Source organism: Ochrobactrum sp. RH2CCR150 (assembly GCA_014138095.1).
GTDB classification, from domain to species: domain Bacteria; phylum Pseudomonadota; class Alphaproteobacteria; order Rhizobiales; family Rhizobiaceae; genus Brucella; species Brucella gambitense.
The window spans coordinates 1-25,297 of the sequence record JACGXE010000003.1; the positions used below are offsets into that span (position 1 = coordinate 1).

Genomic DNA, 25,297 nt, shown 5'->3' on the forward strand with positions numbered 1-25,297 from the left:
CCATCTTAATGCTATTACCAGTCATAATGTGAACAGTAGTCCTATCACTTATTTAAGTGGCAGAAACTGTCCGGGCAATTAGGGGGCTATTCCAGGTTGCAGTTAGAATTTCTAATTCGTTTGGCCTCACGGTGACATTTGATAACACCGAACTGATGTTGATGGGATCGGCGTCAGCAAGTTTTGCTGCTTGGTGGACGCTGGGATTTCTCAAGTGCTTCATAAAGCGGCAAACACACTCATCTCTGCTGCATGTCTCTTCCGACAAGAACGGCAATGTGTGACTAAATTTGGAAAATAATCGCAGGTGATGGTCTTAAAGATGCCAGCAATTATGCCTCGTTTGAGCCATTCAGCCGAGGTGTTTTAAGTTTTCCACCAAAACTTGCTAGGTATGAGACTCTCTTCGTGCGGTATGTATTCTTCTCCAGGCCGGGCAGAATGCAGCGTTATCATGCGGATCGTCCGTTGTTCTGATACGTGCGTTTAACAATGTAACATTCTTGATCTTTTGAAGAAGTTTGGGTTTAGCGGAGGAGGCAGAGAAGATCTCGCGCGCCAAGCCTTTGCCTAGGTACGGTTAATGGCAGCGTCAGGTGCGCTGTGCGGCGCGAGCAGGTCACTTCCCCGGTGTGGATTTATGCCAAAGCGATTCGCACCCCTGACGTGGGTGTTGGTGCGTTTGAGCTGCGCGTTACGATGGTCAGCACAACAATCGGGGCCGGTGATCCGGCTGTACTCCAATTGGCCGCTGGCTTATAATTTCTTGCAGAAACAAATGACAGACGACAAAGCCTAGTATCTTTCTTGCACGGTCTGGGCGGGCCTGGTCTCGATTATTCTGGGGTTCGCGGGCGCTTTCGGGGGTAGCAGACAACGTGATTGATCAAGTTGCGCTAACGGATGTTTTACTGCAGCTGGCCGCTGCAATCGCCGGAATTGTTACGATATTCGGTCGCATCAAGGCAACTTCGCGCATTTCATAATTTCACAAAGCGTGATAGCAAGGGGAAATTATCCTTTAAGGTCTATAGCGAGAACAGCCTGTTCATGCATCGTTCAGCTGTCGTGCGCTATATAAGGCGGCATGATGAAAAAGAACTCTGCACTCAAAGTTTTCGCGCTTCTCGCGGTGAGTTTTGGCTTGTTGCCCATCGGCGGCATTGTCGATGCTGGCGCCATGCCGATTGCTACGCCGCAGACCTCCAATCTTCTGATCGCCGCTGCCGGTGACTGTGCTGCCGTGGGCGAACAGGTTGCCGCCAAACAGGGCGGGCAGCTGGCCAAGGCCACGCCGTCTACCCAGAACGGGGCGCCGGTCTGCGTTGTCGTCGTGCTCGTTCCGGGCCGCGACGGCGAACGTCCGCGTCGCGTCGAAGTGGCTGTGCCCAATCGATAAAAATTCCCGGCATGGGTTTTGAAGCCGGTTTGCCCGGTATGACTGGTTTGCATTGTCATAGGCAGACCGGCTTTTCCGTTGCATATGATCCGTTGAAGGGAGACAGCCCGCTTGCGTATCCTGATTGTTGAGGACGACAAGGACCTGAACCGGCAACTTTCCGATGCGATGGTTGCCGCAGGCTATGTGGTTGATAGCGCCTATGACGGCGAAGAGGGCCACTTTCTGGGTGATACGGAACCGTATGATGCGGTGATTCTCGATATTGGCCTGCCGCGTATCGACGGCATCAGCGTCGTGGAACGCTGGCGTCGCAATGGGCGCGCCATGCCTGTCCTAATGTTGACGGCCCGCGACCGCTGGAGCGACAAGGTCGCCGGTATTGATGCCGGTGCCGACGATTATGTCGCCAAACCATTTCATATCGAGGAAGTTCTGGCCCGGTTGCGTGCGCTCATCCGCCGTGCTGCCGGACATGCCTCGTCGGAGATCGTCTGCGGCCCGTTGCATCTCGACACCAAGACCTCCAAGGCGAGTGTCGAGGGCGTGTCGCTGAAGCTGACGTCGCATGAATATCGCCTGCTGTCCTACCTCATGCATCATATGGACGAGGTTGTTTCCCGCACGGAACTGGTCGAACATCTCTACGATCAGGATTTCGACCGCGATTCCAATACGATTGAAGTTTTCGTCGGACGCCTGCGCAAGAAGATGGGTGTCGATCTCATCGAGACCGTGCGTGGCATGGGTTATCGTATGCGCTCCGATGCAGGCGCTGATCCGAAGGGGAACGACAACTGAAGCGTTTTCGCGTCATCCCATCGCTCCGCTCTCTTGCCGTTCGCGTTGTCACATTGTCGACGCTGTGGGTGATTGCGGCGCTGGTGGTGGTGGCAACGCTCATCGGTTCGCTTTACAGCGATGCCGCCCGCAGCAATTTTGAACGGCTTCTGACAGCACATCTATTCAGCCTTGTTGGCGCTGTCAGCGTATCGCCGGAGGGCGTGCTTCAGGGACGCCCGGAACTGGGCGAGTTGCGCTATTCCAGCCCGCTTTCCGGCTGGTACTGGTCGGTGGACCCGCTTGCACCCAATGTAAGCGGCAAGCTGGAATCACCGTCGCTGATTGGGCGCATCGTCCCGGAAATGCCGATAACACAGGCGCCTTTCGACAGTTCATTCATGCGCAGCTACTCATTGCCCGGCCTCAATGGTGAAGAGCTTTTCATCGTCGAAACGGAAGTCGTGCTGGACAATTCTGGCCGCGTGGCCCGTTTCCGCGTGATGGGCAACCTCAGCGAAGTCATGGACGAGATTTCCGATTTCAGGACAAAGCTCGCCGCCTATCTTGCAGTGTTCGGTATCGGCAGTATTTTGATCAATGCCGCAATCATCCTGTTCGGCTTGCGTCCGCTGGATAAGGTGCGTCAGGCGCTGACCGATATTCGCGAGGGGCGCTCATTGAAGCTCGATGCGTCCTTGCCGATGGAAATCGCGCCGCTTGCACGCGAAATGAACGCGCTGATCGAAAACAATCGCCGAATCGTCGAGCGTTCCCGAACGCAGGTCGGCAATCTCGCCCATTCGCTCAAGACGCCGCTCTCCGTACTGGTCAATGAAGGTCGGGCCATTGGCGGCGATCAGGGGCGCGTCGTGCAGGAGCAGAGCGAAGCCATGCAGGTGCAGATCCAGCATTATCTGCAACGCGCGCGCATTGCCGCGCAGCGGGACAGCGTCGTTTTCCGCACTTCCGTCGCGCCGGTGATGGAGCGGATGCATCGCGTAACCGCCAAGCTTAACCCTGCACTCCATGTCAGCTTGCGCAATGATTTTCCGCACGCGATCTTCGCGGGCGAAAAGGAAGACCTTGAGGAAATCATTGGCAACCTTCTCGACAATGCCGGGAAATGGGCAAGCCGCCGGGTGAATATCGCCGTGGGGGCAGCGTTGGATGGGCTACGGCTATTCGAAATCGTCATCGAGGACGACGGGCCGGGGCTTGAAGATGACAAGATCGAGGCCGCGTTGAAACGTGGCAGCCGCGTGGACGAAACAAAGCCGGGCACTGGTCTGGGCCTTGCAATCGTGCAGGATACGGTTCGCGAATATGGCGGCCAGCTGCATCTGGACAAAAGTCCGATGGGAGGCTTGCGCGTTCGTACCGTGTTGCCGCTTGCGGAAGATTAAGATGTGCCTTGAAACGAGGCGGGGCGCGCGGTTAGGTCTGATTGAATCTGACCGCAACGCGCTCTAAGTTAACGCGAGGTCTTTGCTTTTTAGCATTTACGTATGCAAAACAGGTTCACACTTTTGCTCGAAATGCTCTAAGAAGCTGACATTCAGAGATCGCATGATGCGATAATATGCAAGCTCATTGGTTCATGAGGGCCGGTTTGTTATGATGATGGAATTCAGGTTTTCTTCTCCGGCTCTGGTTGTTCCGACCATGGTTGCCCTGTCGCTGGCCTTGTCGGCATGCGGGACATCGGGCGGCGGCAGGGGGCTGACGTCGCTTGGCGGATCGTCACAACCCGCAAAACCTGAATCGAGCCTGCTCGCATCGCTGGGCAACGGCCTGCTCGGCAATACCGCAAATCAGCTGAACGCGGCTGACCGGAGAAAGGCGCTGGAAGCCGAGTATCGTGCGCTGGAATATTCTCCAGCCGGGAAGGCTGTTTCGTGGAGCGCCGGGTCGAACTCCGGTGATGTGACAGCTGCGCAGCCTTATCAGGTTGGTTCGCAGAACTGCCGCCAGTATTCGCACACCTTCGACATTGGCGGTTCGCAGCAAACCGTGCGTGGAACTGCCTGCCGTAATACGGACGGAAGCTGGACCCCGCTGACCTGATCTGTCGCAAACAGACCACTGGAACGGCCTGTGCGCCTTTGCGGCGAATTGCCCTAGGTGGCCAGTTGCGACAGGTAGTGGTTGGTTTTTCCCATGCCTGCGCTTAAGTCGTAGCCATGGGATTTTGGTTGATTGCAGCATTATTGACGTTAGCAGCCACTTTGGCTGTCTTGTTGCCTCTCACGCGGCGCAAGCAGGCATTCTTGCCTGCAGAAAAGAACGATCTAGAAGTCTATCGCGATCAGCTGCGCGAAGTCGAAGCCGATGCTGGGCGCGGTATGATCGATGCGCAAAGCGCCGAACAGGCGCGAATTGAAATTTCCCGTCGCATTCTAAGTGCTGAAAAAGAAAGTCAGGACGCTGCAAGCGCAGCGCAGTCTGCGGGCTCAGGTCGTGTTCTGGCGCTAATCGCTGTGCTGGCCGTGCCACTGATCGCCTGGGGCGTCTATCCGCTTTTCGGCAAGCCGGACGTGCCCTCCATGCCGCTTGCCGGGCGTCTCTCTGACAATCCTGATCGCGGTTCTGTTGACGAACTCGTGGCACGGGCGGAGGCGCATCTGGCGAAAAATCCTGATGATGCACGCGGCTGGGATGTGCTGGCGCCGATCTACATGCGTCTTGGCCGTCCGGCCGATGCGGTGAATGCCTATCGTTCGTCCCTGCGCATCGACGGTGAAAACTTCCCGCGTCTGCTGGGTCTGGCGGAAGGGCTTGCCGCAGTTTCTGGTGGCACGATCACGGCTGAGGCGGAATCGTTTCTGAACAAGGCGGTTGAGCTTGAGCCAAACGATCCGCGTCCGCAGTTCTACCTCGCGCAAGGCGAGATGCAGGATGGTCGCCCGGATGCAGCGATTACTCGTCTCAAGACACTTCTGGACAAGGCTCCAGCCGATGCGCCCTGGCGCGGTCAGGTCGAGCAAGCCATTGCGCGGCTGAGCAATCCTTCGGACAATCAGCCAACCCAGCAAAAAGGTCCGTCTTCCGACGATATCGAGGCGGCTTCGTCCCTGTCGACGGAAGATCGTCAGGCGATGATTGAGGGCATGGTTCAACGTCTGGATGAAAGTCTTCGCCAGAATAGCGGGGATGTCGAAGGCTGGAAGCGTCTCGTGCGCTCCTATATGATCCTGCAACGCCGTGATGCGGCGCTTGATGCCCTGAACCGGGGCATGACCGCCCTTGCGGAAGAACAGCGGACGGAGCTTCGCAGCTTCGCATCCGGCTTGGGCTTAGAGGCACAAAAATGAGCGCGACCGCAGAAGAAAATGCACGCAAGCCGAAACCCGCCAGCAGTCTTGCCCGGACAATCGGCCAGAGAAAACGCAAGCGCCTTATGCTAATCGGCGGCGCGCTGGCGGTTTTGGCCGTGGCGGTGGGGCTGATGCTGATGGCGTTCAATCAGGATATCCGGTTCTTCCGCACGCCTGCCGACCTGACAGAACAGGAATTGACCTCGGGCTCGCGCTTCCGTCTTGGCGGTCTCGTCGAGGAGGGCTCGGTCCGTCGCGATGGCAGTGAACTGTATTTTACGGTCACCGATACGATCAAGACCGTGAAAGTAGTGTTTGAAGGCATTCCGCCAGACCTGTTCCGCGAAGGGCAGGGCGTGGTGGCCGAAGGACGCTTCGGACAGGATGGTGTGTTCCGCGCCGACAACGTGCTCGCCAAGCATGACGAAAATTATGTTCCGAAAGACCTTGCCGACAGCCTGAAAGCCAAAGGCGTCTGGGAGGGCAAATAACGATGCGTGAGCGTTTGGACAGATCGGGAGACTGCCTATGAGTGTCGAGATCGGCCATTTCGCGCTGGTGCTGGCACTGGCGCTGTCGATTGTTCAATCGGTCGTGCCGGTTGTCGGCGCCCGCCGACGCGACACGCAGCTCATGTCGGTGGCCGTGCCAACGGCGCTGGCAGTTTTCGCGTTGGTCTGCCTGTCTTCGGCGGTTCTGGTCCACGCTTATGTCGTGTCCGATTTCTCGATCCTGAACGTTGTTGAAAATTCGCATTCGCAAAAGCCGCTCCTTTACAAGATCACCGGTGTCTGGGGTAACCACGAAGGCTCCATGCTGCTATGGGTGTTCATCCTGACGCTTTTCAGTGCGCTGGTCGCAGCATTTTCCGGCAACCTGCCTGAAACTTTGCGCGCCAATGTTCTGGCCGTTCAGGGCTGGATCGGGGTGGCCTTTCTGGCCTTCATCATCTTCACATCAAACCCGTTCACGCGCATCCTTCCCGCACCGATGGAAGGCGGCGATCTCAATCCCATCTTGCAGGACATCGGACTCGCCATTCATCCGCCGCTGCTTTATCTCGGCTATGTCGGCTTTTCGGTCTGCTTTTCCTTCGCTGTTGCCGCACTTCTGGAAGGTCGTCTCGATGCGGCATGGGCGCGCTGGGTGCGGCCGTGGGCGCTGGTGGCTTGGATGTTCCTGACCGGCGGCATCGCGATGGGGTCCTACTGGGCCTATTACGAGCTTGGCTGGGGCGGCTGGTGGTTTTGGGATCCGGTCGAAAACGCATCTTTCATGCCCTGGCTGGTTGGCACTGCCTTGTTGCATTCCGCGCTGGTCATGGAAAAGCGCTCTGCGCTGAAAATTTGGACAGTCCTGCTGGCGATCCTGACCTTCTCGCTGTCGCTACTTGGAACTTTCCTCGTCCGTTCCGGCGTGCTGACCTCGGTACATAGCTTCGCGACCGATCCCGGCCGTGGGCTTTTCATTCTCGCCATTCTCGCCATTTTCATCGGCGGCTCTCTGTCGCTATTCGCCCTTCGCGTGCAAAGCCTGACGGCTGGCGGCATTTTCCACCCGATCTCGCGGGAAGGGGCACTGGTCTTCAACAACCTGTTCCTGACCACAGCCGCTGCGACCGTTCTGATCGGCACGCTTTATCCGCTGCTGCTTGAAGTCATGACCGGCGAAAAGATTTCCGTTGGCGCACCGTTCTTCAACATGACATTCGGGCCGCTGATGATTCCGCTTTTATGTGCGGTTCCGTTCGGTCCGCTTCTCGCCTGGAAACGCGGCGATCTCTATGCCGTTTCGCAGCGCTTGATGACGGCGTTCGCTCTGGCGCTGGTGGCTGCCGGTATCGTGCTCTGGAGCACTTCGGCAAAATCGCTGCTGGCGGCTTGCGGTGTCGGTCTGGCCGCCTGGCTGATTTTCGGCAGCCTCACCGATCTGGTGCAAAAGGCCGGTATTGGCAAGGTTTCGGTAACGAAAGCATGGGCCCGTTTCAAAGGCCTGCCGCGCTCGGTTTTCGGAACAGCTCTGGCGCATATCGGACTTGGCGTGACCCTGCTCGGCATCGTCAGCGTGACGACCTTCGGTACCGAAAATGTGCTGATCATGCGCGCAGGCGACACGGTCAAAGTTCAGGACTACACCCTACGGTTTGAGGGGCTTCGGCCTTTGACCGGCCCGAACTTCACGGAGAATCGCGGCACGTTTACGCTGCTCGATTCCAGTGCGCGCGATCTTGGCCGCATAGAGCCATCCAAGCGCTTTTTCCCGGCGCGCCAGATGCCGACGACAGAATCGGGCATTCGCACGCTCTGGTTCAGTCAGGTCTATGTGGCGCTGGGTGATGAGCCGGGAGACGGTTCAGTGGTCGTTCGTATCTGGTGGAAGCCGCAAGTGACGCTGATCTGGTATGGCGCATTGGTCATGATGCTGGGCGGCCTGTTTTCGCTCGCAGACCGTCGTTTGCGTGTCGGCGCACCTGCGTCCAAGCGCAAGGCCTCGCCGCAGCAAGCGGAGGCAGCAGCATGAAGATGCGCAAACTCTTCGCCATGTGTGCCCTCGCTATTGCTCTGGTATTTCAGGGCACGGCAGCCTTTGCCGTCAATCCGGATGAGGTTCTGCCCGATCCGGTGCTTGAAAAGCGTGCGCGCACTATTTCCGGTGAGTTACGCTGCATGGTCTGCCAGAACGAATCCATCGATGATTCGAATGCGGAACTCGCCCGCGATCTACGCCTTCTCGTTCGCGATCGACTGAAGGCAGGGGACAGTGACACTCAGGTGCTCGACTTTGTCGTCGCCCGTTATGGTGAGTTCGTGCTGTTGAAGCCGCGCCTGTCGGCCCGCACGGTTTTGCTCTGGGGTTTCCCGGTCATTGTGCTTGTGATCGGCGCTGTGGCGCTTGTCTTCGCCTTTCGTGGGCGACGCAGGCTCGGTGAAGCGGCGCAGCCGCTTTCCGAAAGCGAAAAAGCCGAACTCGCCCGCCTTCTCAATAATAAATAGTTTTCAATATTTAAGAGTGATTTTCTGCTTCGCTCGCCGCAAACCTTACGAAACTTTCATCTTGCGGAAATTGAGCGGTAAGGTAGCTCTAACTATCTTACGCTCTATAAAGGAATTACAGGGCCTCGTTTCCCAAGACGAGAGCGAAGGCCGGATTACCGCTCGTAAGGAGAAATAGATGTCCAGAGCTAGCACTTCCCATTATCGCAAGAGCGTTGCAGCTGTCGCAGTTTGCGCTGCCCTTGCTGGCGCGTTTGTCGCGACCGGCCCGCTTGGCGCACTCAATGATGCCCGCGCAGAAGCCGTTCAGGTGACGCCGCCGCAGCAGACCGTCGGCTTTGCCGATTTGGTGGCAAAGGTACGTCCGGCTGTCGTCAGCGTGACCGTGAAGAAGAACGTGCAGGAAGCCGACAATGGCGGCGGTGGCCAGAATTTCGGATCGCGCGGTTTCGACCAGCTTCCTGACGATCATCCGCTGAAGCGCTTCTTCCGTGATTTCGGCATGGAGCCGCCGCGTGGCGATGCGCGTCCGGGCGCGCGTCCTGATCGCGGTCCCGGCAAGCGTCCTGCCCGTCCGGGCCACGAACGCCCATACGCACAGGGCTCGGGCTTCTTCATCTCTGAAGACGGTTATGTCGTCACCAACAACCACGTCGTTTCCGATGGTGATGCCTATAGCGTCATCATGGATGATGGCACCGAACTCGACGCCAAGCTGATCGGTACCGATCCGCGCACCGACCTTGCCGTTCTGAAGGTCGACGACGCCAAGCGCAAGTTCACCTATGTCGCTTTCGGCGATGACAATCAGGTTCGCGTTGGCGATTGGGTTGTCGCAGTCGGCAATCCGTTCGGTCTCGGCGGTACGGTGACTTCGGGTATCGTTTCGGCCCGTGGTCGTGACATCGGCGCCGGTCCTTACGACGACTTCATCCAGATCGATGCAGCCGTCAACAAGGGCAACTCGGGTGGCCCCGCTTTCAATCTGTCCGGTCAGGTCGTTGGTATCAACACCGCTATCTTCTCGCCCTCGGGCGGTAGCGTAGGTATCGCCTTTGCAATTCCGTCGGGCACCGCAAAACAGGTTGTCGATCAGCTCATCAAGAAGGGCTCGGTTGAACGTGGCTGGATTGGTGTGCAGATACAGCCGGTGACGAAGGATATCGCTGCTTCGCTTGGTCTGGCCGAGGAAAAGGGTGCAATCGTCGCTTCGCCTCAGAAGGATGGTCCTGCAGCCAAGGCTGGCATTCAGTCCGGTGACGTGATAACCGCCGTGAATGGTGAGCCGGTTCAGGATCCACGTGATCTGGCCCGCAAGGTCGCCGGTATCAATCCGGGCGAAAAGGCTGCACTCAGCGTCTGGCGCAAGAACAAGGCTGAAGAAATCAGCATCACCATCGAAGCCATGCCGCAGGATCTGAAGCAGGCTGGCGGCGCGACTGATGAAGGTAAGGGCGGTCAGCAGAATGAAACGCTCGATAGCTACGGCCTGACCGTCACGCCTTCGGAAGACGGCACCGGTGTTGTGGTCACCGACGTCGATCCCGATAGCGATGCCGCCGATCGCGGTGTTCGCTCCGGTGATGTCATCGTCAGCGTCAACAATCAGGTTGTGAAGTCTGCCAAGGACATCAACGGCGCCATCAGCGAAGCCTCCAAGTCAGGTCGCAAGGCCGTGCTGCTGCAGCTGCAGAGCAATGATCAGAGCCGCTTCGTGGCCCTGCCGATCGATCAGGGTTGATGATCGGCATCCGCGACAACCTCTGAAAGAACCGGATGCCAGGCATGTAACTGCCTGGCATCGCTTTATCTCCGAATGTTAATTATAAGTGGCGCCATGAAAATTCTCGTTATTGAAGATGATCGCGAAGCTGCTCGTTATTTGGAGAAAGCTTTCAGCGAAGCCGGGCATTCGGCAGATATCGCCGGTGACGGCGAGACCGGCTACACACTGGCCGAAAATGGCATTTACGACGTGTTGGTCGTGGACCGCATGTTGCCAAAACGCGATGGACTTTCCGTCGTGGCAGGCCTGCGTGCCAAGGGCATGGAAACGCCGGTGCTGATTCTGTCTGCGCTCGGCGAAGTGGATGATCGCGTGACGGGCCTGCGGGCCGGTGGCGACGATTATTTGACCAAGCCTTATGCGTTTTCCGAGCTTCTGGCGCGCGTGGAAGTTTTGCAGCGCCGTTCCAGTCCGCGTGAGGCCGACACGATCTATCGCGTTGGCGATCTTGAACTCGACCGGCTTGCGCATACGGCGCGCCGTCAGGATGTCGATATCACGCTGCAACCGCGTGAGTTCCGTCTGCTCGAATATCTCATGCGTCATGCCGGTCAGGTTGTGACCCGCACCATGCTGCTTGAAAATGTCTGGGACTATCACTTTGATCCCCAGACCAATGTGATCGACGTGCATATTTCCCGTCTTCGCTCGAAGATCGAAAAAGGCTTTGATGGCCCGCTGCTGCATACGGTGCGCGGCGCGGGTTACATGCTGAAGGCCGGGCGTACCAAACAGACCGCCGCCAAGGTGGACTGATGGGTCGGTTTTCTGCGCTTATGCGCACCACGGCGGTGCGTCTGTCGGCTCTTTATCTGCTTCTCTTCGTCGTCGGCGCTGTCGCTCTGGTCTTCTACATGACCAATCTGTCGGCTTCGATCCTCACCGCACAGACGCAGCAGGCGCTGGGCGAAGAAGTAGCGAGCATCGGCAAGAGCTATGCGCGCGGCGGCATTCCGCAGCTTGTGCGCAGCATTGATTATCGTTCGCGCCAGCCGGGCGCTTATCTCTATCTGGTTGCCGACCCTACGGGGCGCATTCTGGCCGGAAATGTCGAAAGTGTTGAGCCCGGCGTGTTGGACACGGACGGCATTGTCGAGCGCGCCTTCGTCTACAAGCGCTATGGCGAGCAGGGGACGGAAAGCGACCATCGCGCCGTCGCCGTGGTGATTGCGCTGCCGAACGGCATGCGCCTGATGGTGGGGCGTGATCTGGGCGAGCCGGAGCGGTTCCGCGATATCATCCGCAGCTCGTTGATGCTGGCGCTTGGCATCATGGGTGCAGGCGCGCTGCTGATCTGGCTCTTTGTCGGACGCCGCGCCTTGAAGCGCATCGACGATGTCTCCAAGGCATCGCAGCGCATCATGGATGGCGACCTGACCGGACGTCTGCCGGTTAACGGTTCCGGTGACGAATTCGACCGGCTGTCGGGCAATCTGAACGTTATGCTCGGGCGCATATTGGAGTTGAACGAAGGGCTGAAGCAGGTTTCGGATAATATCGCCCATGACCTCAAGACACCGCTCACTCGCCTGCGCAATCGCGCCGAGGAAGCCCTGGGCGGCAAGAAGATCGGGCCGGAATATCGTGAGGCTCTTGAAGATATCATTGGTGAATCGGATCAGCTGATCCGCACTTTCAATGCGATCCTGATGATTTCGCGTCTGGAAGCCGGCTATTCGGCGGAAAACCTGGAAGACCTGCCCGTCGCCCCCATCGTGCGGGATGTAGCGGAAATGTACGAACCAGTCGCGGAAGATGCGAATGTAAAGCTGACGCTCGGTGCTCAGGACGAGGTGGTGTTGCACATCAACCGCGAGCTTGTCGGCCAGACGGTTTCCAATCTCGTGGACAATGCGATCAAATATGCTGGCGGCGAAGAGCGCGAGGCCGACGTGTCGCTTGCTATGGAACGCGACGCCAACTGGGTGCGGATCATCGTTGCCGATAACGGGCCGGGCATACCGGAGGAAAAGCGCGAACAGGCAACCGAACGTTTCGTGCGTCTTGAGGAAAGCCGCACACAGCCGGGTTCCGGCCTCGGTTTGAGTCTTGCCAAGGCGGTCATGAAGTTGCACGGTGGCGCGCTTCGTCTTGAAAGCAACGAACCGGGATTGCGTGCCATTCTGGAGTTTCCGTTGCCGCATGGCGAGGTGAAATAGCAAAATGTAAGAGGGGATCATGGCGGCTGACGATACAAAGGAACTGTTTTTCGAGAGAGACCTTTGTGCGCTGACGCCGCTCGATCCTGAGCGGGCGCGATCCTTCTTCGCCGATCTGGTAGAGCGGTCCCGTGAGGACGAGCTGTCTGATGTCGCCGCTCTGCTGGAAAAGAAGAAGGCTTCGGCCTTCCTGTCGGCTGTGCTTGACCTGTCGCCGTTCATTCGTGAGGCGCTGACCCGGCATCCCACTATTCTGAGCCGCATCGTTTCTGCTTCGCCCGAAACTGCATTGCACGACATTCTCGCGACGGTTTCGCTCTGCGCTATGGAGGATGGCGCGAGCGAAGCCTCGCTCATGACTGACCTGCGCCGCTTCAAACGCGAAGCGCATGTGCTGATCGCGCTTTGCGATCTTGCCCAAATCTTCAATACGGAAGCCACCACCGGCTGGCTGACAGATCTCGCTGAAGCCTGCACCGGTGCTGCCGTGCGCTTCTTGCTGCGCGACGCGGATGCAGCCGGAAAAATCAAGCTGCCAGACCGCAACAAGCCCGACAAGGACAGCGGCTGGATCGTGCTGGGCATGGGCAAGTTCGGTGCGCGAGAACTGAACTATTCCTCCGATATCGACCTGATCGTCTTCATTGACGAAACCAAACCGGCCATCGGCGATCCTTATGAATGCGTGGACACGTTTTCGCGCCTGACACGGCGGCTTGTCCGCATTCTTCAGGATCGGACCGCAGATGGTTACGTCTTCCGCGTCGATCTTCGTTTGCGTCCCGATCCGGGGTCGACACCGCTCGCCATTCCCGTTGGCGCAGCGCTGCATTATTACGAAGGGCGCGGCCAGAACTGGGAGCGCGCCGCCATGATCAAGGCGCGACCCGTCGCCGGTGATCGTGCATCCGGGCGTCAGGTGCTGGCCGAACTCTCCCCTTATGTCTGGCGCAAATATCTCGACTATGCGGCGATTGCCGACGTCCATTCGATCAAGCGACAGATCCATGCCCATAAGGGCCATGGCGACATTGCTGTTCGCGGACACAATGTGAAGCTTGGACGCGGAGGTATCCGCGAGATCGAGTTCTTCGTCCAGACCCAGCAGCTGATCGCTGGCGGGCGCTTTCCGGAACTGCGCGGCAATCAGACTGTGCCCATGCTCGGCCAGCTCGCGGAGCGCGGCTGGATCACGGAAAAAGCGCGCGATGCGCTGGCGAAGGAATATTACTTCCTGCGCGATGTGGAACACCGCATCCAGATGATCGCCGACGAGCAGACCCATATCCTTCCTGAAGACGATGAAGGCTTTGCCCGTGTCGCCCATATGATGGGCTATGCCGATCCGGCTGAGTTTTCGGATGTTTTCCTCAACGCGCTCAAGATCGTTGAAAAGCACTATGCGGCTCTTTTTGAGCAGGCACCGGAACTCGGCACCTCGACGGGCAATCTCGTCTTCACCGGCGATGTGGATGATCCTGGTACGCTCGAGACGCTCGCCGCCATGGGCTATGAACGCCCAAGCGACATTTGCCGGGTCATCCGCACCTGGCATTTCGGACGCTATCGCGCCACCCAGTCGGCGGAAGCGCGCGAGCGCCTGACCGAACTGACGCCCGCGCTCCTTAACGCCTTCGCCGAGACCAAGCGCGCCGACGAGTCGCTGTTGCGTTTCGACAGTTTCCTGCAAGGCCTGCCTGCGGGCATCCAGCTTTTCAGCCTGCTTCAATCCAATCCGCGCCTGCTCAATCTGCTTGTGATGATCATGAGCGCTGCGCCACGGCTGGCCGAAATCATCACACGCAATCCGCATGTTTTTGACGGTCTGCTCGACCCGGCAATCTTTTCAGAAATGCCGACCCGCTCCTATCTGGAAGAACGGCTGCGCGCGTTTCTCGGGGCCGCGACAGACTACGAGGAAGTGCTGGATCGTCTGCGCATCTTTGCGGCAGAGCATCGGTTTCTGATCGGCATTCGCCTGCTGACAAGCGCGATTGACGGCGTGCGCGCCGGGCGCGCTTTTTCCGATCTGGCGGAGCTGATGATCGGCAAGGCGTTTGAGGCTGTGGAAGCCGAATTGCAGCGCCGCCACGGCAAGGTCAAAGGCGCGAAATCCGCACTGCTTGCCATGGGCAAGCTCGGCAGTCGTGAACTGACCGCAGGTTCCGATGTCGATCTGATCCTGCTCTACGATCACGACACGGATGCCGATGAATCGGACGGTGAAAAGCCGCTCGCTCCGTCGCAATATTATATTCGCCTGACGCAACGCCTGATCGCCGCCCTGTCCGCACCGACGGCGGAAGGTGTGCTCTATGAAGTCGACATGCGGTTGCGCCCTTCGGGCAACAAGGGGCCTGTCGCAACCCATATCGAATCCTTCGGCAAGTATCAGCGGACCGAGGCCTGGACCTGGGAGCACATGGCGCTCACGCGGGCACGCCCGATCCATGGCGACGAGAGCTTCATCACGCATATCACGGCCGAGATCGATGAGGTGCTGTCGGCACCGCGCGATGAGAAGAAGATCGCAAAGGACGTGCGCGAAATGCGCGACCTGATCTATCAGGAAAAGCCGCCGCGTGATGACTGGGACTTCAAGCTGAAGCCCGGCGGCATTGTCGATCTGGAATTCATCGCGCAATTCGCGGTTCTGGTTGGAAAAGTGACGAAGAAGCCGCGTCCACTTGGAACGGAAGAGGTTCTTGGCTCGCTCGATCCGGCCTATGCGGAACCCGCCCTTGCCGACAGTCTGGTCGAAGCGCATCGGCTTTACACGAATTTGAGTCAGACCATTCGCTTGTGTCTCGGCAGCGATGCACCGCGAGACGAGTTCATTCCGGGTATGATCGATCTTCTCTGCCGCGCCGCCGATATGCCGGATATCAAGCGCGTCGAACATCATTTGACCGAACTGGCGAAGGAAGTTCGCGCGAGTTTTGAGAAGCTCGTTAGCACTTAATTTTAAGCAGCGTGGATAGCGGCGCTGTGCCCGCTTATCTGCACCGCCTTGCGGTCGGGTATGCTGACCGCAACCACCGTGCCGACGCCCTCGGTCGAGCGGATGCGCAGCCAGCCGCCATGCAGCTCGGCGAGCGAGCGGGTGATGGCGAGACCGAGGCCTGACCCGCTATGGGTTTTGGTGAACTGGTTTTCGACCTGTTCAAACGGCTGGCCGATCTTTTTCAAGGCCGACTTCGGAATGCCGACGCCCGTGTCCTGAATGGTCATGAACAGGGCTGATCCGGTCTTGCGGGCGCGCACTGTGATATGTCCGTTATGGGACGTGAACTTGACCGCGTTGGACAGGAGATTGATCAGCACCTGCTTGACCGCACGGCGGTCGGCATAGAGCTGCATGGCGTCTTCGATCCGTGTCTCGACCGTGATGTTCTTCTCGTCGGCTTGCAGCGAAATCATGCGCACCGTCTCATTGATGAGCGGGCAAAGATCGATCTGCTCGCGATCGAGCGAGAAATGACCGGCTTCGATCTTAGACATATCGAGAATGTCGTTGATGACGTTCAGCAGGAAGTTACCGCTGGTGTGAATGTCGTTGATATATTCCTCATAACGGTCAGAGCCGAGCGGCCCGAAGGTGCCGGCCTGGATCATCTCCGAAAAACCGATGATCGCATTGAGCGGCGTGCGCAGCTCATGGGACATATTGGCGAGGAATTCCGACTTGGCGCGGTTGGCCGCTTCGGCACGTTCCTTTTCCTGACCGTATTTGCGCGCGAGTTCCGACAGTTCGCGGACACGGTCGCGCTCACCCTTACGCGCAATCGACAGATCGTGAATGGTCGCCATCAGACGACGTTCGCTATCCACCAGACGTTCCTGATGCAGCTTGAGCTGGGTAATGTCGGTACCGATGGAGACGAGACCGCCATCCTGCGTGCGGCGTTCGTTGACCTGCAGCCAGCGACCGTCGCTGAGCTGGCGTTCGAAGGTCTGACCGCCTGCGCGATTGTGTTCGTTGGCCATGCGACGCTCAAAGGTGAAGGGACGCGTGTGGGCGTCAACTTCATTGCGTGGCACACCCGGTTTCAGCGTCCAGACCGGCAGGCCCGCATATTCGCTGAACTTGGAATTCGCCATCACCAGACGATTGTTGGCATCCCACAGAATGAACGCTTCCGAAATGTTTTCGATGGCTTCACGGATGCGCATGTCGGCTTCCGCCGTCGCTTGCGCAAAGCGGTGCTGTTCGCTGACGTCGAAAGCGATGCCCACCAGATGCAAGTCGCCTTCCGCCGCGATATCAGCACGCACCCGCATCCAGACCCACGATCCGTCTGCATGACGCATGCGGAACACGCGGTCCACGTGAGAGAAGTCACCAGCCGCCGCCTGCTCCGCGAGGGAATAGAGATCGCCATCTTCCGGATTGATGATTGCCGCGACATCGCTGAATGGCAACACCGCATCCTGCGCTTCATAGCCCAGCATTTCATACATGGAGCGCGACCAGTAGATGCGCCCGCGCGCCATGTCCCAATCCCAGAGACCACAACGTCCGCGCGCCATGGCGAGATCGATCCGGAGCTGGATCTGATTGGAAAGGTCGTCGGCTTCACGTGCCCGCGCTGCCTGACTGAAATAGGCGTAGAGAATGGCGAACATGACGCCGGTGGTGCCAGCAAAGAGCGTGACATTCAGCGAGACGGCGCGACGCCACTCCGCAAAGATCGTATTCTCTGCTTCCGTCGCAATGATGGAGTAGGGTGCGGTCAGCGGTTTGGACAAAGCGCCATAGGCGGCTTCGCCTTGCAGCAGAATTTTCAGCACGCCTGCGCGTTCGGCAAAGAGGAACAGCGGCTGCGCTTCCGACAGGATCGTATCAATCGGCTTGTCGGATAAATCGGAGAGCGGGCCGGAAGCCGCGACAACCGACGACTGGCCGTCAACGACGGCAACCGTCATGCCGGATGATGAGAGCCCGCGCGAGCGAAACTCGGCAATGGTGTCCTGAAGGTCCTTGGCGGAAACCTGCGTGCCTGCATTGGCGCCGTTTGCCACACGCTCGATCATTTGCGCCAGATTGGCGGTCGCTGCCGACAGCGACGCCTTGTGCTGCTGTTCGATATCGTCGTGCCAGGCCAGCATGGAAAACACACGGGCGACGCCGAGAATGACAAGGAAGATGATGATCAGCGCGGGAACGAGGCGGCGCAAAATGGGTTCCATCGAGATAAACTTGCCATAGGCCGGACCCGCGAGAAGACGGACATGGCCCGAAACCTTGCCTTTCTTTCTCTTCCGACCGGATTCGCAATGCGTCCCCGCCGGCGCGCCATACGCGTCGGTGCTCGCCATCTGATTGGTCCCTCGTGAAATGCCTGCGAGTGAAGTGATTCGGAATACGCCACCTCCGAATGCATTCAATGAATCAAAAGTGATTCGCGCTGTCCAGCGATTTCGTTAACGAGACGTAAAAAAAGGCCACTCGCCGACATTGATTTTCTTATGAATCTCAAGCCTTTATCCGGAATCATTTCCTTAGCCGACGCGCTTAAATTCATGAAAAGACTCATGAAAAACCTGGTCGCTTCCGAAGCATGCCAGAGCAGGGCGAAAGCGCATAGCTGTTCACCCTGTCAGCTGCTGAACGGCAGCTGGCAGGAGCGAATCAGATTGCTTCGATTGCCGCCCGCGAATCAGGCGAGAGTGCGATCCACGATGTCGCGCAGGTCGGTCGAAAGTTTGGGCATGCCCGATATGCGGGCCAGAGCCGCGCGGGCATGTTCGCGCCGCGTTTCTTCCAGCGACCGCCAGGATCGCATCGACGTCAGAAGCCGCGCAGAGAGCTGCGGGTTTTCGGGATCGATAGCGAGGATCGTCTCGGCGAAGAACACATAGGCCGCGCCGTCCTTGCGATTGAAACCGGTCGGGTTAGAAGCGGAGAAAGAGCCGATCAGCGAGCGCACGCGGTTTGGATTGTCGAGCGAGAACAGGCGATGGACGGCAAGCTGACGCACGGTTTTCAGCGCGTGCTCGCCGGGGCGGGTTGCCTGAACATTGAACCACTTGTCCATGACAAGTCCGTCGCCGCCGAAACGCTGTTCGAAACTGGAGAGGGCTTCCAGCGCTTCATCCGTATCGCCGAAGCGGTGAACGAGAACGGTCAGCGCGGCGAAGCGGTCGGTCATGTTGTCGGCCCCCGCATATTGAAGGGCGGCGCGACCCTGATTGCCTTCGTGGCGGCTCAGATAATCCAGCAGCGCATTGCGCAAGGCGCGCTTGCCTGCGGCCTCCGCGTCGGGCGTGAAAGCGCCGGTCTGCTTGAGCCCATCGTAAAGCCGGGCAAAATCAGCCGCATAGGCCAATGCGATAGCGGCGATCAAGTGGTCGCGGCTGGCAAGAATGGCGTCGGGATCGACATTATCGCCCATTTCACGGGCCACATCGCTTTCGCTTGGCAAGGTCAGGCAGAGCGCACGGAATGCCGGATCGAGCGTCTCGTCGGATGCGATGCGACCGACCAGCTCGATAACCTTGGCATTCAGCTCCGGCTTATGACCGCCGCGAACACGCTTGGCCCCTTCGAGCAGAGTGCGGGTGAGAATGCTGTTCATGGCCTGCCAGCGCGCAACCGGATCGCTGTCATTCAGTGCGAGGAATGTCAGCTCTTCTTCGGAAAGTGGGGAGGTGAGATTGACCGGCGCGGAAAAGCCTCGCAGCAGCGAGGGAACCGGGCGCGCCTTGATGCCATGGAAAACAATGGTCTCCGCTGACTGGTGCAGGTGAATGACATTGTCATGCACATCGCCGCCTTCGACGGAAGCCGGCTTCATATCCTTGCCGTCCGGGCCGATGAGGCCGAAAACAATCGGAATATGCATCGGCTTTTTCACCGATTGGCCGGGTGTTGACGCCAGCGTCTGACGCAGGCGGATGGTGAAGGTTTCCGCCGTCGTGTTGTAGTCGAAATCGACGTCTACCCGCGGCGTGCCTGCCTGATCGTACCAAAGCGCGAATTGCGCGAAATCCTGCCCCGAAACGTCGGCAAAGACCTTGATGAAATCTTCGATGGTGGCAGCGTCGCCATCATGGCGCTCGAAATAGAGGTCCATGCCTTTGCGGAATAGGTCCGGACCGATGATCGTGCGGATCATGCGGACGACTTCCGAGCCTTTTTCGTAGACCGTCGCTGTGTAGAAATTGTTGATCTCGCGATATTCGCGCGGACGCACCGGATGGGCGAGGGGGCCGCCATCTTCCGGGAACTGCTGCGCCTTCAGGATTTTCACTTCGGCGATGCGCTTTACTGGACGCGAGCGTTGATCGGCGGAGAATTCATGATCGCGATAGACGGTCAGCCCTTCCTTGAGGCAAAGCTGGAACCAGTCGCGGCAGGTAATGCGGTTGCCGGTCCAGTTGTGGAAATATTCGTGTGCGATGACAGCCTCGATGCCGGCATAATCCACATCGGTTGCGGTTTCCGGATCGGCCAGCACATATTTGTCGTTGAAGACATTGAGGCCCTTGTTCTCCATCGCGCCCATGTTGAAATCCGATACGGCGACGATGTTGAAAACATCGAGATCATATTCGCGCCCGAACCTTTCCTCGTCCCACCGCATGGAGCGCTTTAGCGCATCCATGGCGTAAAGCGCGCGTGATTCCTTGCCATGCTCGACATAGATGGCGAGATCGACTGGGCGACCAGAAGCAGTGGTGAAATGATCCTTCACAACGCCGAGCGAACCGGCAACAAGCGCGAAGAGGTAGGACGGCTTTGGATGCGGATCATGCCACACCGCAAAATGCCGGTTGGCGCTGCCTTTTGTCGTTCCGTTTTCTACCGGATTGCCGTTGGAGAGCAGGATCGGCGCGGCGTCACGGTCGGCTTCGACACGGACCGTATAGACGGAAAGCACGTCAGGGCGATCATAGTAATAGGTGATGCGACGGAAGCCCTCCGCCTCGCATTGCGTGCAATAGACACTGCTGCTGCGATAAAGCCCTGAAAGCTGTCGGTTGGTCGTCGGGTTGACGGCGGTGACGATTTCCAGCGTGAAGCGCTCACCTTCCGGCAGATCGCTGATGGTCAGGAGATCGGGCGTCGCGACATAACTATTATCGGCAAGTGGCGTGCCGTTGATAGCGATGCTGACGAGCTTGAGTTCGTCGCCATCGAGGACCAGTGGCGTGCCAGGCGCGGTGGCCGGACGGCGCTCGATGGTCAGCTCGGCGCGGACAATGGTTTTCTCCGGCTCCAGAGTGAAGTCGAGCTTCGTTTCCGGTATCGCGTAAGGTGTCGGGCGGTAATCTTCGAGACGAAATGTCTGGCCGGTTTCTGTACGCATCGCGGAACTCTTTCTGTGAAGTCTTGTGCTGGATTCGTACCCGGCTTTTGCCCAAACGACAAGAAACGAGCGCCGGGCAAATAAATTTGCCGAACACAACGCTATGGCTGGCAGTTCATGGCAAACAGGCATAAGAAAACAATGTGGTCATACTATTTGGCCGCAAGTTTTACGCGGTATATGTGGGGAATTGCATCGTGAACGCTCGTGCGAGCGCAGCTGTTGAGGCGGCAGGGCTTGATTCAAACCCGATGCTTGGTATCGGTTTCAAGATTGCTTCCGTTGCCATCTTTGTTGGCATGTCCACGATGCTCAAAGCGGCTGAAGGTGTGCCGCTTGGGCAGCTCATTTTCTTCCGTTCCTTTTTCGCGGTGATTGCCGTTCTGCTCTACCTGAAATGGAGCGGACAGCTTTCAGGCGCGTTTCGGACGCAACATGGTTTCAGTCATTGCTGGCGTGGACTGGTCGGCGTATGCGCCATGACGATGAGCTTCTTTGCGCTGATGAAGCTGCCGCTGCCGGAAGCGATTGCCATCAATTATGCCTCTCCGCTGATGACGGTGATTCTCGGTGCAGTCATTCTGCATGAAGTCGTCCGGTTTTATCGCTGGAGCGCAGTGCTGGTCGGGCTTTTCGGCGTGCTGATCATTATTTGGCCGCGCCTGACGCTGTTTTCGCAAGGCAATGTCGGGCAGAACGAGGCGATTGGTGCTTTGTCGGCGCTTGGGGCAGCGTTCATGTCCGCTATCGCCATGCTCCTGGTGCGGCGGCTCGTGCAAACCGAGCGCACGGCGACCATCGTGATCTATTTCTCGCTATCGGCCAGCGTCATTGCACTGGTCAGCTTGCCTTTTGGCTGGGTTGTGCCCAGCTGGACACAATTGGCGCTGCTCGTCGGTGCGGGATTTGCGGGTGGGATTGCCCAGATTCTGCTGACTGAATGCTATCGTCACGCACCGATGTCCACCATCGCGCCGTTTGAATACACGTCGATGCTGTTGGGCCTTATGGTCGGCTTTCTGCTTTTTGGCGATGTGCCGACTTTGGAAATGCTGGTCGGCAGCGTCATCGTTATGGCGGCTGGCGGCTTCATCATCTACCGCGAACACAGGCTCGCGCTCGAACCGCATAAGATCAACGCACCACAAGGCCAGTAATTAGAGCACTTCCAGCAAAAGTGCGAAGCGTCTACGCGGGGAAATCAGTTCACTGGACTGATTTCTTATCCCGCTTCGATGCGTCGGACAATGCGTAAAAAAATAGCTAGGCCGCGTTGACAAAGTGGATTCCCAAATCAGCTAAAGCGTGATTCAAGACTGCTTTTTAGGAGGCAGTTATGACGCGCGGCGATCTTAGCGAGCAGGAATGGGGTCTGATTGAAGGCTTGTTGCCTGCTGAGCGGGGCCGAAAGTCCCGGCCTTCTTTGGATAACCGCCGTTACCTCAACGGTATGCTTCATGTTCTGCGAGTTGGCTGCCCCTGGCGCGACATGCATGAACGCTATGGCAAATGGAATTCGGTTTATGTCCGATTTAGACGCTGGGCAGAGCAAGGCGTATGGGATGCGCTTTTGGAAACGCTCGTCGAACTGGGCTTAACTGACGACTGGCAACATATGATCGATAGCACGACTGTTCGTGGTCATTCTCAGGCAGCCGGCGCAAAAGGGGGACTTATAAGGAGGCTTTTGGTCGATCACGCGGCGGCTTTACGACAAAAGTCCACGCCCGTACAGACGGTCAGGGACGCCCTCTTGGCTTCGTTCTAACAGGCGGAGAAGCTTCGGATTACAATGCAGTTGAAGGTTTGATGTCCATTCCTGTGAAAAAGCCCAGACTGTTGCTCGCCGATAAGGGCTATGATGGCGACAACATTCGGAACGCTCTTCTGTGCAGTGGCATAAAGCCCGTTATTCCGCCCAAAGCGAACCGGAAAAACCCTCCAGCTTGCGACTTCCAGGCCTATAAGGATCGCAACCGCATCGAACGTATGTTCAATAGGCTAAAGCAGTTTCGTCGCATTGCCACTCGATACGACAAAACCAGAAAATCTTTTGAGGCATTCCTGGCTATCGCCGCCGTCAAAATATGGCTGCCGCACTTTGTCAACACGGCCTAGCTTGCCGTTTCCTGCGGTCCTTCGGAGCGTGGATCGAGCTGCATGGTTTCCGGCGTGGACTGGCCGTCCGGCGTGTGAAACTTGTATTCGGTCTTCTGCTCGCTGATCGCCGGGCGCTGTAGCCTGCGAATGCGCCAGAATGCATGCAGACCGTAAACGCCAAACGCAACGGCCATGGTCACGAAGAATCCGGAAGGGCCGATGGCATCCATCAGCGGACCGGAAAGCGCCGGGCCGACCACGCTGCCAGCACCATAAATAATCAACAACCCGCCGGAGATTTTGACGAATTCGCTGGCATCGGCATAGTCGTTGGCGTGGGCGACATTGAGGCTGTAGATCGGATAGATCACCGAGCCGAACAGGAACATCATTGCATAAATTGCATAGGGCGTGGTCGGGTGGAACAGCACCATGACCAGTGACAAGGCGAAGCCGATGATACCGGCCAGCACCATGACATAGCGCCGGTCCACGAAGTCGGATGCGCGGCCGAGCGGATACTGGAAGATTGCGCCGCCGATCATTGCGGAGGCGAGCATGGTCGCGATGCCGAAGGTCGAAAGCCCATTCATCTCGCCATAGATGGCGGCAAGAAAGTTCCATGTACCGGCAACGATACCGGCGATCAGCGAGCCGACCGCAGCAGCAGGCGAGCGGCGGTAAAGACCTTTGAGATCCAGCGAAACCTGCGTCAGCGGGTTTGGCGACTGGGCGCTGGACAGGGCAGTGGGCAGCATGGCGCTGGCATAGATGATCGCACAGATGATGAATAGCGTCTGGGTCATCGCATTGCCGAAGGGCAGGATATACTGTCCGCACATCAGGCCGAGCATGGTGATGATCATATAGATCGAGAAAATGCGCCCACGCGATTCATTGGTCACGCGCTCGTTTAGCCAGCTTTCGATGATCATGTAAGCGCCCGCGAGGGAAAAGCCCGCGACGCCGCGAAAGATCATCCACGCCACCGGGCTGACAACGAGCGCATGAAAAAGCAGCGCCATCGACAGCAGGGTCAGCAGAGCGGAAAACACGCGCACATGGCCGACACGCCGCACCAGATGTGGCACTACGATGCAGCCGATGGTGAATGCCAGCGAATAGCTCGTGCCCATCCAGCCGATGGTTGTGGTGGACCAACCCTCCATTCCGCCGCGCAACGGCAGGAGAATACCCGCGAGGCCACCGGCGAGCAGCATCAGGAACGTGCTTGCAAGCAGGGCGGCGATGGGCAGGAGCTGGCCAGCCATGAGGTACTCCAATGAGATGAATTCGGAATCTAAAACTACTTGTCGCCGTCTGGCGCTTTGGCAAGCGGCGGAATAGAACAAGTTTGCGGCATGTTGGTGACAAGCATTGCTCTGATGAACGAGCCGATGCCACCGAAAGGCCGAAATATCAATTGCGTATTTCGTCTAATTTCAACTTTACGGACAGAAAGTCACGCCAGGCAAAACGCTTCTGTGCCGGTGTGCGCAGAAGATAGGCCGGATGCAATGTCGGCAGAACCGGAATTTCCATTCCGGATGGCGTGCGATGGATTTTCCAATTGCCGCGAAGACGCAGTATGCCTTCGGTTGCGCCGGTCAGCGCCTTGCCTGCGGGACCGCCGAGCGCAACCAGTATTTTTGGCGCGACAAGCTCGATCTGCCGTTCAATGAACGGGCGGCAAAGCTCGGTTTCCAATGGCGTGGGCGTACGATTGCCCGGCGGACGCCAGGGGATCGTATTGGCAATATAAACGTTTTCGCGCTTGAGAGCGATGGATTCGATCATCCGGTTCAGAAGCTGGCCTGACTTGCCCACAAAGGGCAGCCCTTCCATATCCTCGTCCCGTCCCGGCGCTTCGCCGATGAACATGATATCGGATGACGGATCGCCATCGGCAAAGCACAGGTTCTTCGCGGTGAATTTGAGATTGCAGCCATCAAAGGCCGCAAGCTTCTCGCGCAGTTCATCCAGTGTCGCAGCTTGTGCTGCGGCCTCACGGGCCAGAGCGATCTGAGCCGTATCGGGTACGTCGGCTGCGGCCTGAACAGGTCTGCTTTCGGGTGAAGGTGTCGCGGCTGGCGAAGGTTGTTGCCAGTTTTGCGCACGGCTTGGCTGATTGGGCTGCTGCTGTGGGCGAGGGCGCTCGGCTGCCTGCATCTCCTGTCGCGGTGCGGCAGGTGCGCGCTGTGGTTCGGCAAAGCGGTCGATGGGCGTGTCCGAGAGCGGCATGTCAACGCCCGCTTCCGCATAGAAGCGAAGCAAGCCTTCCATATCCAGTGTCTCGCGGCCATCAGTCATCTTTGTACCTCAACAGATGAGGTGGCGAATTTTGGCGGTGAATGCAAGAGCGCGTCGCGCTTTTCGCGATCAAACCACGGACTAACCACCGGAAGCTTACGCAAGACGCGAGAAATCATGCCGATCTCAACAGATCGCGAC

At 58.0% G+C, this 25,297-nt stretch carries 18 protein-coding genes and 1 pseudogene; 15 read left to right on the forward strand and 4 right to left on the reverse strand.

Features of this window, described 5'->3' with window-relative positions; translation table 11 throughout:
• The first annotated feature begins 56 nt into the window (after positions 1–56).
• The 13 genes from FHW03_RS26045 to FHW03_RS07500 all read left to right on the forward strand — a co-directional run bounded on the left by FHW03_RS26045 (position 57) and on the right by FHW03_RS07500 (position 15,396).
• Positions 57–284, forward strand: a complete 228-nt coding sequence (locus tag FHW03_RS26045; RefSeq protein WP_377514379.1) for a DUF6107 family protein — start codon at positions 57–59, stop codon at positions 282–284.
• An 806-nt stretch (positions 285–1,090) separates the two neighbouring features.
• Positions 1,091–1,399, forward strand: a complete 309-nt coding sequence (locus FHW03_RS07445; protein WP_182520460.1) for a hypothetical protein — start codon at positions 1,091–1,093, stop codon at positions 1,397–1,399.
• Between the two features lie 111 nt (positions 1,400–1,510).
• On the forward strand, positions 1,511–2,200 hold the full coding sequence (locus tag FHW03_RS07450) for a response regulator transcription factor (protein WP_182520081.1): 690 nt from the start codon (positions 1,511–1,513) through the stop codon (positions 2,198–2,200).
• 53 nt (positions 2,201–2,253) lie between these two features.
• Positions 2,254–3,585 (forward strand): ATP-binding protein, encoded by a 1,332-nt coding sequence (locus FHW03_RS07455; protein ID WP_377514381.1) that lies wholly within the window; start codon positions 2,254–2,256, stop codon positions 3,583–3,585.
• A 211-nt stretch (positions 3,586–3,796) separates the two neighbouring features.
• A complete protein-coding gene (locus tag FHW03_RS07460; RefSeq protein ID WP_182520082.1) occupies positions 3,797–4,246 on the forward strand; it encodes a hypothetical protein in 450 nt (149 codons plus the stop codon).
• A 116-nt stretch (positions 4,247–4,362) separates the two neighbouring features.
• Complete coding sequence (ccmI, locus tag FHW03_RS07465) at positions 4,363–5,493, forward strand: c-type cytochrome biogenesis protein CcmI (protein ID WP_182520083.1); 1,131 nt, start codon at positions 4,363–4,365, stop codon at positions 5,491–5,493.
• A complete protein-coding gene (gene ccmE, locus FHW03_RS07470; protein ID WP_078340166.1) occupies positions 5,490–5,987 on the forward strand; it encodes a cytochrome c maturation protein CcmE in 498 nt (165 codons plus the stop codon). Before ccmI ends, ccmE begins: the two co-directional genes overlap by 4 nt.
• 37 nt (positions 5,988–6,024) lie before the next feature.
• Positions 6,025–8,016: a heme lyase CcmF/NrfE family subunit gene (locus FHW03_RS07475; RefSeq protein ID WP_182520084.1), complete on the forward strand. Its 1,992-nt coding sequence runs from the start codon at positions 6,025–6,027 to the stop codon at positions 8,014–8,016.
• A complete protein-coding gene (locus tag FHW03_RS07480; RefSeq protein WP_182520085.1) occupies positions 8,013–8,489 on the forward strand; it encodes a cytochrome c-type biogenesis protein in 477 nt (158 codons plus the stop codon). Before FHW03_RS07475 ends, FHW03_RS07480 begins: the two co-directional genes overlap by 4 nt.
• Before the next feature lie 178 nt (positions 8,490–8,667).
• Positions 8,668–10,230 carry a Do family serine endopeptidase gene (locus FHW03_RS07485; protein WP_182520086.1) on the forward strand — a complete coding sequence of 521 codons (1,563 nt, stop codon included), beginning with the start codon at positions 8,668–8,670 and terminating at the stop codon, positions 10,228–10,230.
• Positions 10,231–10,326: 96 nt separating this feature from the next.
• Positions 10,327–11,031 (forward strand): response regulator transcription factor, encoded by a 705-nt coding sequence (locus FHW03_RS07490; RefSeq protein ID WP_182520087.1) that lies wholly within the window; start codon positions 10,327–10,329, stop codon positions 11,029–11,031.
• A complete protein-coding gene (locus FHW03_RS07495) occupies positions 11,028–12,434 on the forward strand; it encodes a HAMP domain-containing sensor histidine kinase (RefSeq protein WP_182520462.1) in 1,407 nt (468 codons plus the stop codon). The genes FHW03_RS07490 and FHW03_RS07495 overlap by 4 nt, the downstream gene beginning before the upstream one ends.
• Positions 12,435–12,453: 19 nt before the next feature.
• A complete protein-coding gene (locus FHW03_RS07500) occupies positions 12,454–15,396 on the forward strand; it encodes a bifunctional [glutamine synthetase] adenylyltransferase/[glutamine synthetase]-adenylyl-L-tyrosine phosphorylase (RefSeq protein ID WP_182520088.1) in 2,943 nt (980 codons plus the stop codon).
• A gap of 2 nt (positions 15,397–15,398) precedes the next feature.
• Here the strand turns inward: FHW03_RS07500 and FHW03_RS07505 are convergent, their stop codons facing one another.
• Positions 15,399–17,753, reverse strand: coding sequence for an ATP-binding protein (locus FHW03_RS07505; RefSeq protein WP_182520089.1), 2,355 nt, complete (start codon positions 17,751–17,753; stop codon positions 15,399–15,401).
• A gap of 341 nt (positions 17,754–18,094) precedes the next feature.
• Complete coding sequence (gene pepN, locus FHW03_RS07510; protein WP_182520090.1) at positions 18,095–20,746, reverse strand: aminopeptidase N; 2,652 nt, start codon at positions 20,744–20,746, stop codon at positions 18,095–18,097.
• A 251-nt stretch (positions 20,747–20,997) separates the two neighbouring features.
• On the opposite strand from pepN, the gene FHW03_RS07515 reads away from it, so the two are divergent.
• Positions 20,998–21,903 (forward strand): DMT family transporter, encoded by a 906-nt coding sequence (locus tag FHW03_RS07515; protein ID WP_210277216.1) that lies wholly within the window; start codon positions 20,998–21,000, stop codon positions 21,901–21,903.
• A gap of 179 nt (positions 21,904–22,082) precedes the next feature.
• Positions 22,083–22,864, forward strand: a pseudogene (locus FHW03_RS07520) (IS5 family transposase).
• Here FHW03_RS07520 and FHW03_RS07525 read toward each other — a convergent pair.
• Together FHW03_RS07525 and FHW03_RS07530 are read right to left on the reverse strand one after the other, a co-directional pair.
• The gene (locus tag FHW03_RS07525; protein ID WP_182520092.1) at positions 22,861–24,117 is read right to left on the reverse strand and encodes an MFS transporter; all 1,257 of its coding nucleotides are present in this window, start codon (positions 24,115–24,117) and stop codon (positions 22,861–22,863) included. The pseudogene FHW03_RS07520 and the gene FHW03_RS07525 overlap by 4 nt on opposite strands.
• Positions 24,118–24,265: 148 nt before the next feature.
• Positions 24,266–25,156 (reverse strand): uracil-DNA glycosylase, encoded by an 891-nt coding sequence (locus tag FHW03_RS07530; RefSeq protein WP_182520093.1) that lies wholly within the window; start codon positions 25,154–25,156, stop codon positions 24,266–24,268.
• Positions 25,157–25,297: the final 141 nt, after the last annotated feature.

Excerpts from the sequence above, each read along its gene's own strand:
- FHW03_RS07480 (WP_182520085.1), top strand. The coding sequence starts at position 8,013 with ATGAAGATGCGCAAACTCTTCGCCATGTGTGCCCTCGCTATTGCTCTG.
- FHW03_RS07515 (WP_210277216.1), top strand. The coding sequence starts at position 20,998 with ATGCTTGGTATCGGTTTCAAGATTGCTTCCGTTGCCATCTTTGTTGGC.
- FHW03_RS07530 (WP_182520093.1), bottom strand. The coding sequence starts at position 25,156 with ATGACTGATGGCCGCGAGACACTGGATATGGAAGGCTTGCTTCGCTTC.
- FHW03_RS07475 (WP_182520084.1), top strand. The coding sequence starts at position 6,025 with ATGAGTGTCGAGATCGGCCATTTCGCGCTGGTGCTGGCACTGGCGCTG.
- FHW03_RS07485 (WP_182520086.1), top strand. The coding sequence starts at position 8,668 with ATGTCCAGAGCTAGCACTTCCCATTATCGCAAGAGCGTTGCAGCTGTC.
- FHW03_RS07460 (WP_182520082.1), top strand. The coding sequence starts at position 3,797 with ATGATGATGGAATTCAGGTTTTCTTCTCCGGCTCTGGTTGTTCCGACC.
- FHW03_RS07445 (WP_182520460.1), top strand. The coding sequence starts at position 1,091 with ATGAAAAAGAACTCTGCACTCAAAGTTTTCGCGCTTCTCGCGGTGAGT.
- ccmE (WP_078340166.1), top strand. The coding sequence starts at position 5,490 with ATGAGCGCGACCGCAGAAGAAAATGCACGCAAGCCGAAACCCGCCAGC.
- FHW03_RS07525 (WP_182520092.1), bottom strand. The coding sequence starts at position 24,117 with ATGGCTGGCCAGCTCCTGCCCATCGCCGCCCTGCTTGCAAGCACGTTC.
- pepN (WP_182520090.1), bottom strand. The coding sequence starts at position 20,746 with ATGCGTACAGAAACCGGCCAGACATTTCGTCTCGAAGATTACCGCCCG.
- FHW03_RS07505 (WP_182520089.1), bottom strand. The coding sequence starts at position 17,753 with ATGGCGAGCACCGACGCGTATGGCGCGCCGGCGGGGACGCATTGCGAA.
- FHW03_RS07500 (WP_182520088.1), top strand. The coding sequence starts at position 12,454 with ATGGCGGCTGACGATACAAAGGAACTGTTTTTCGAGAGAGACCTTTGT.
- ccmI (WP_182520083.1), top strand. The coding sequence starts at position 4,363 with ATGGGATTTTGGTTGATTGCAGCATTATTGACGTTAGCAGCCACTTTG.
- FHW03_RS07490 (WP_182520087.1), top strand. The coding sequence starts at position 10,327 with ATGAAAATTCTCGTTATTGAAGATGATCGCGAAGCTGCTCGTTATTTG.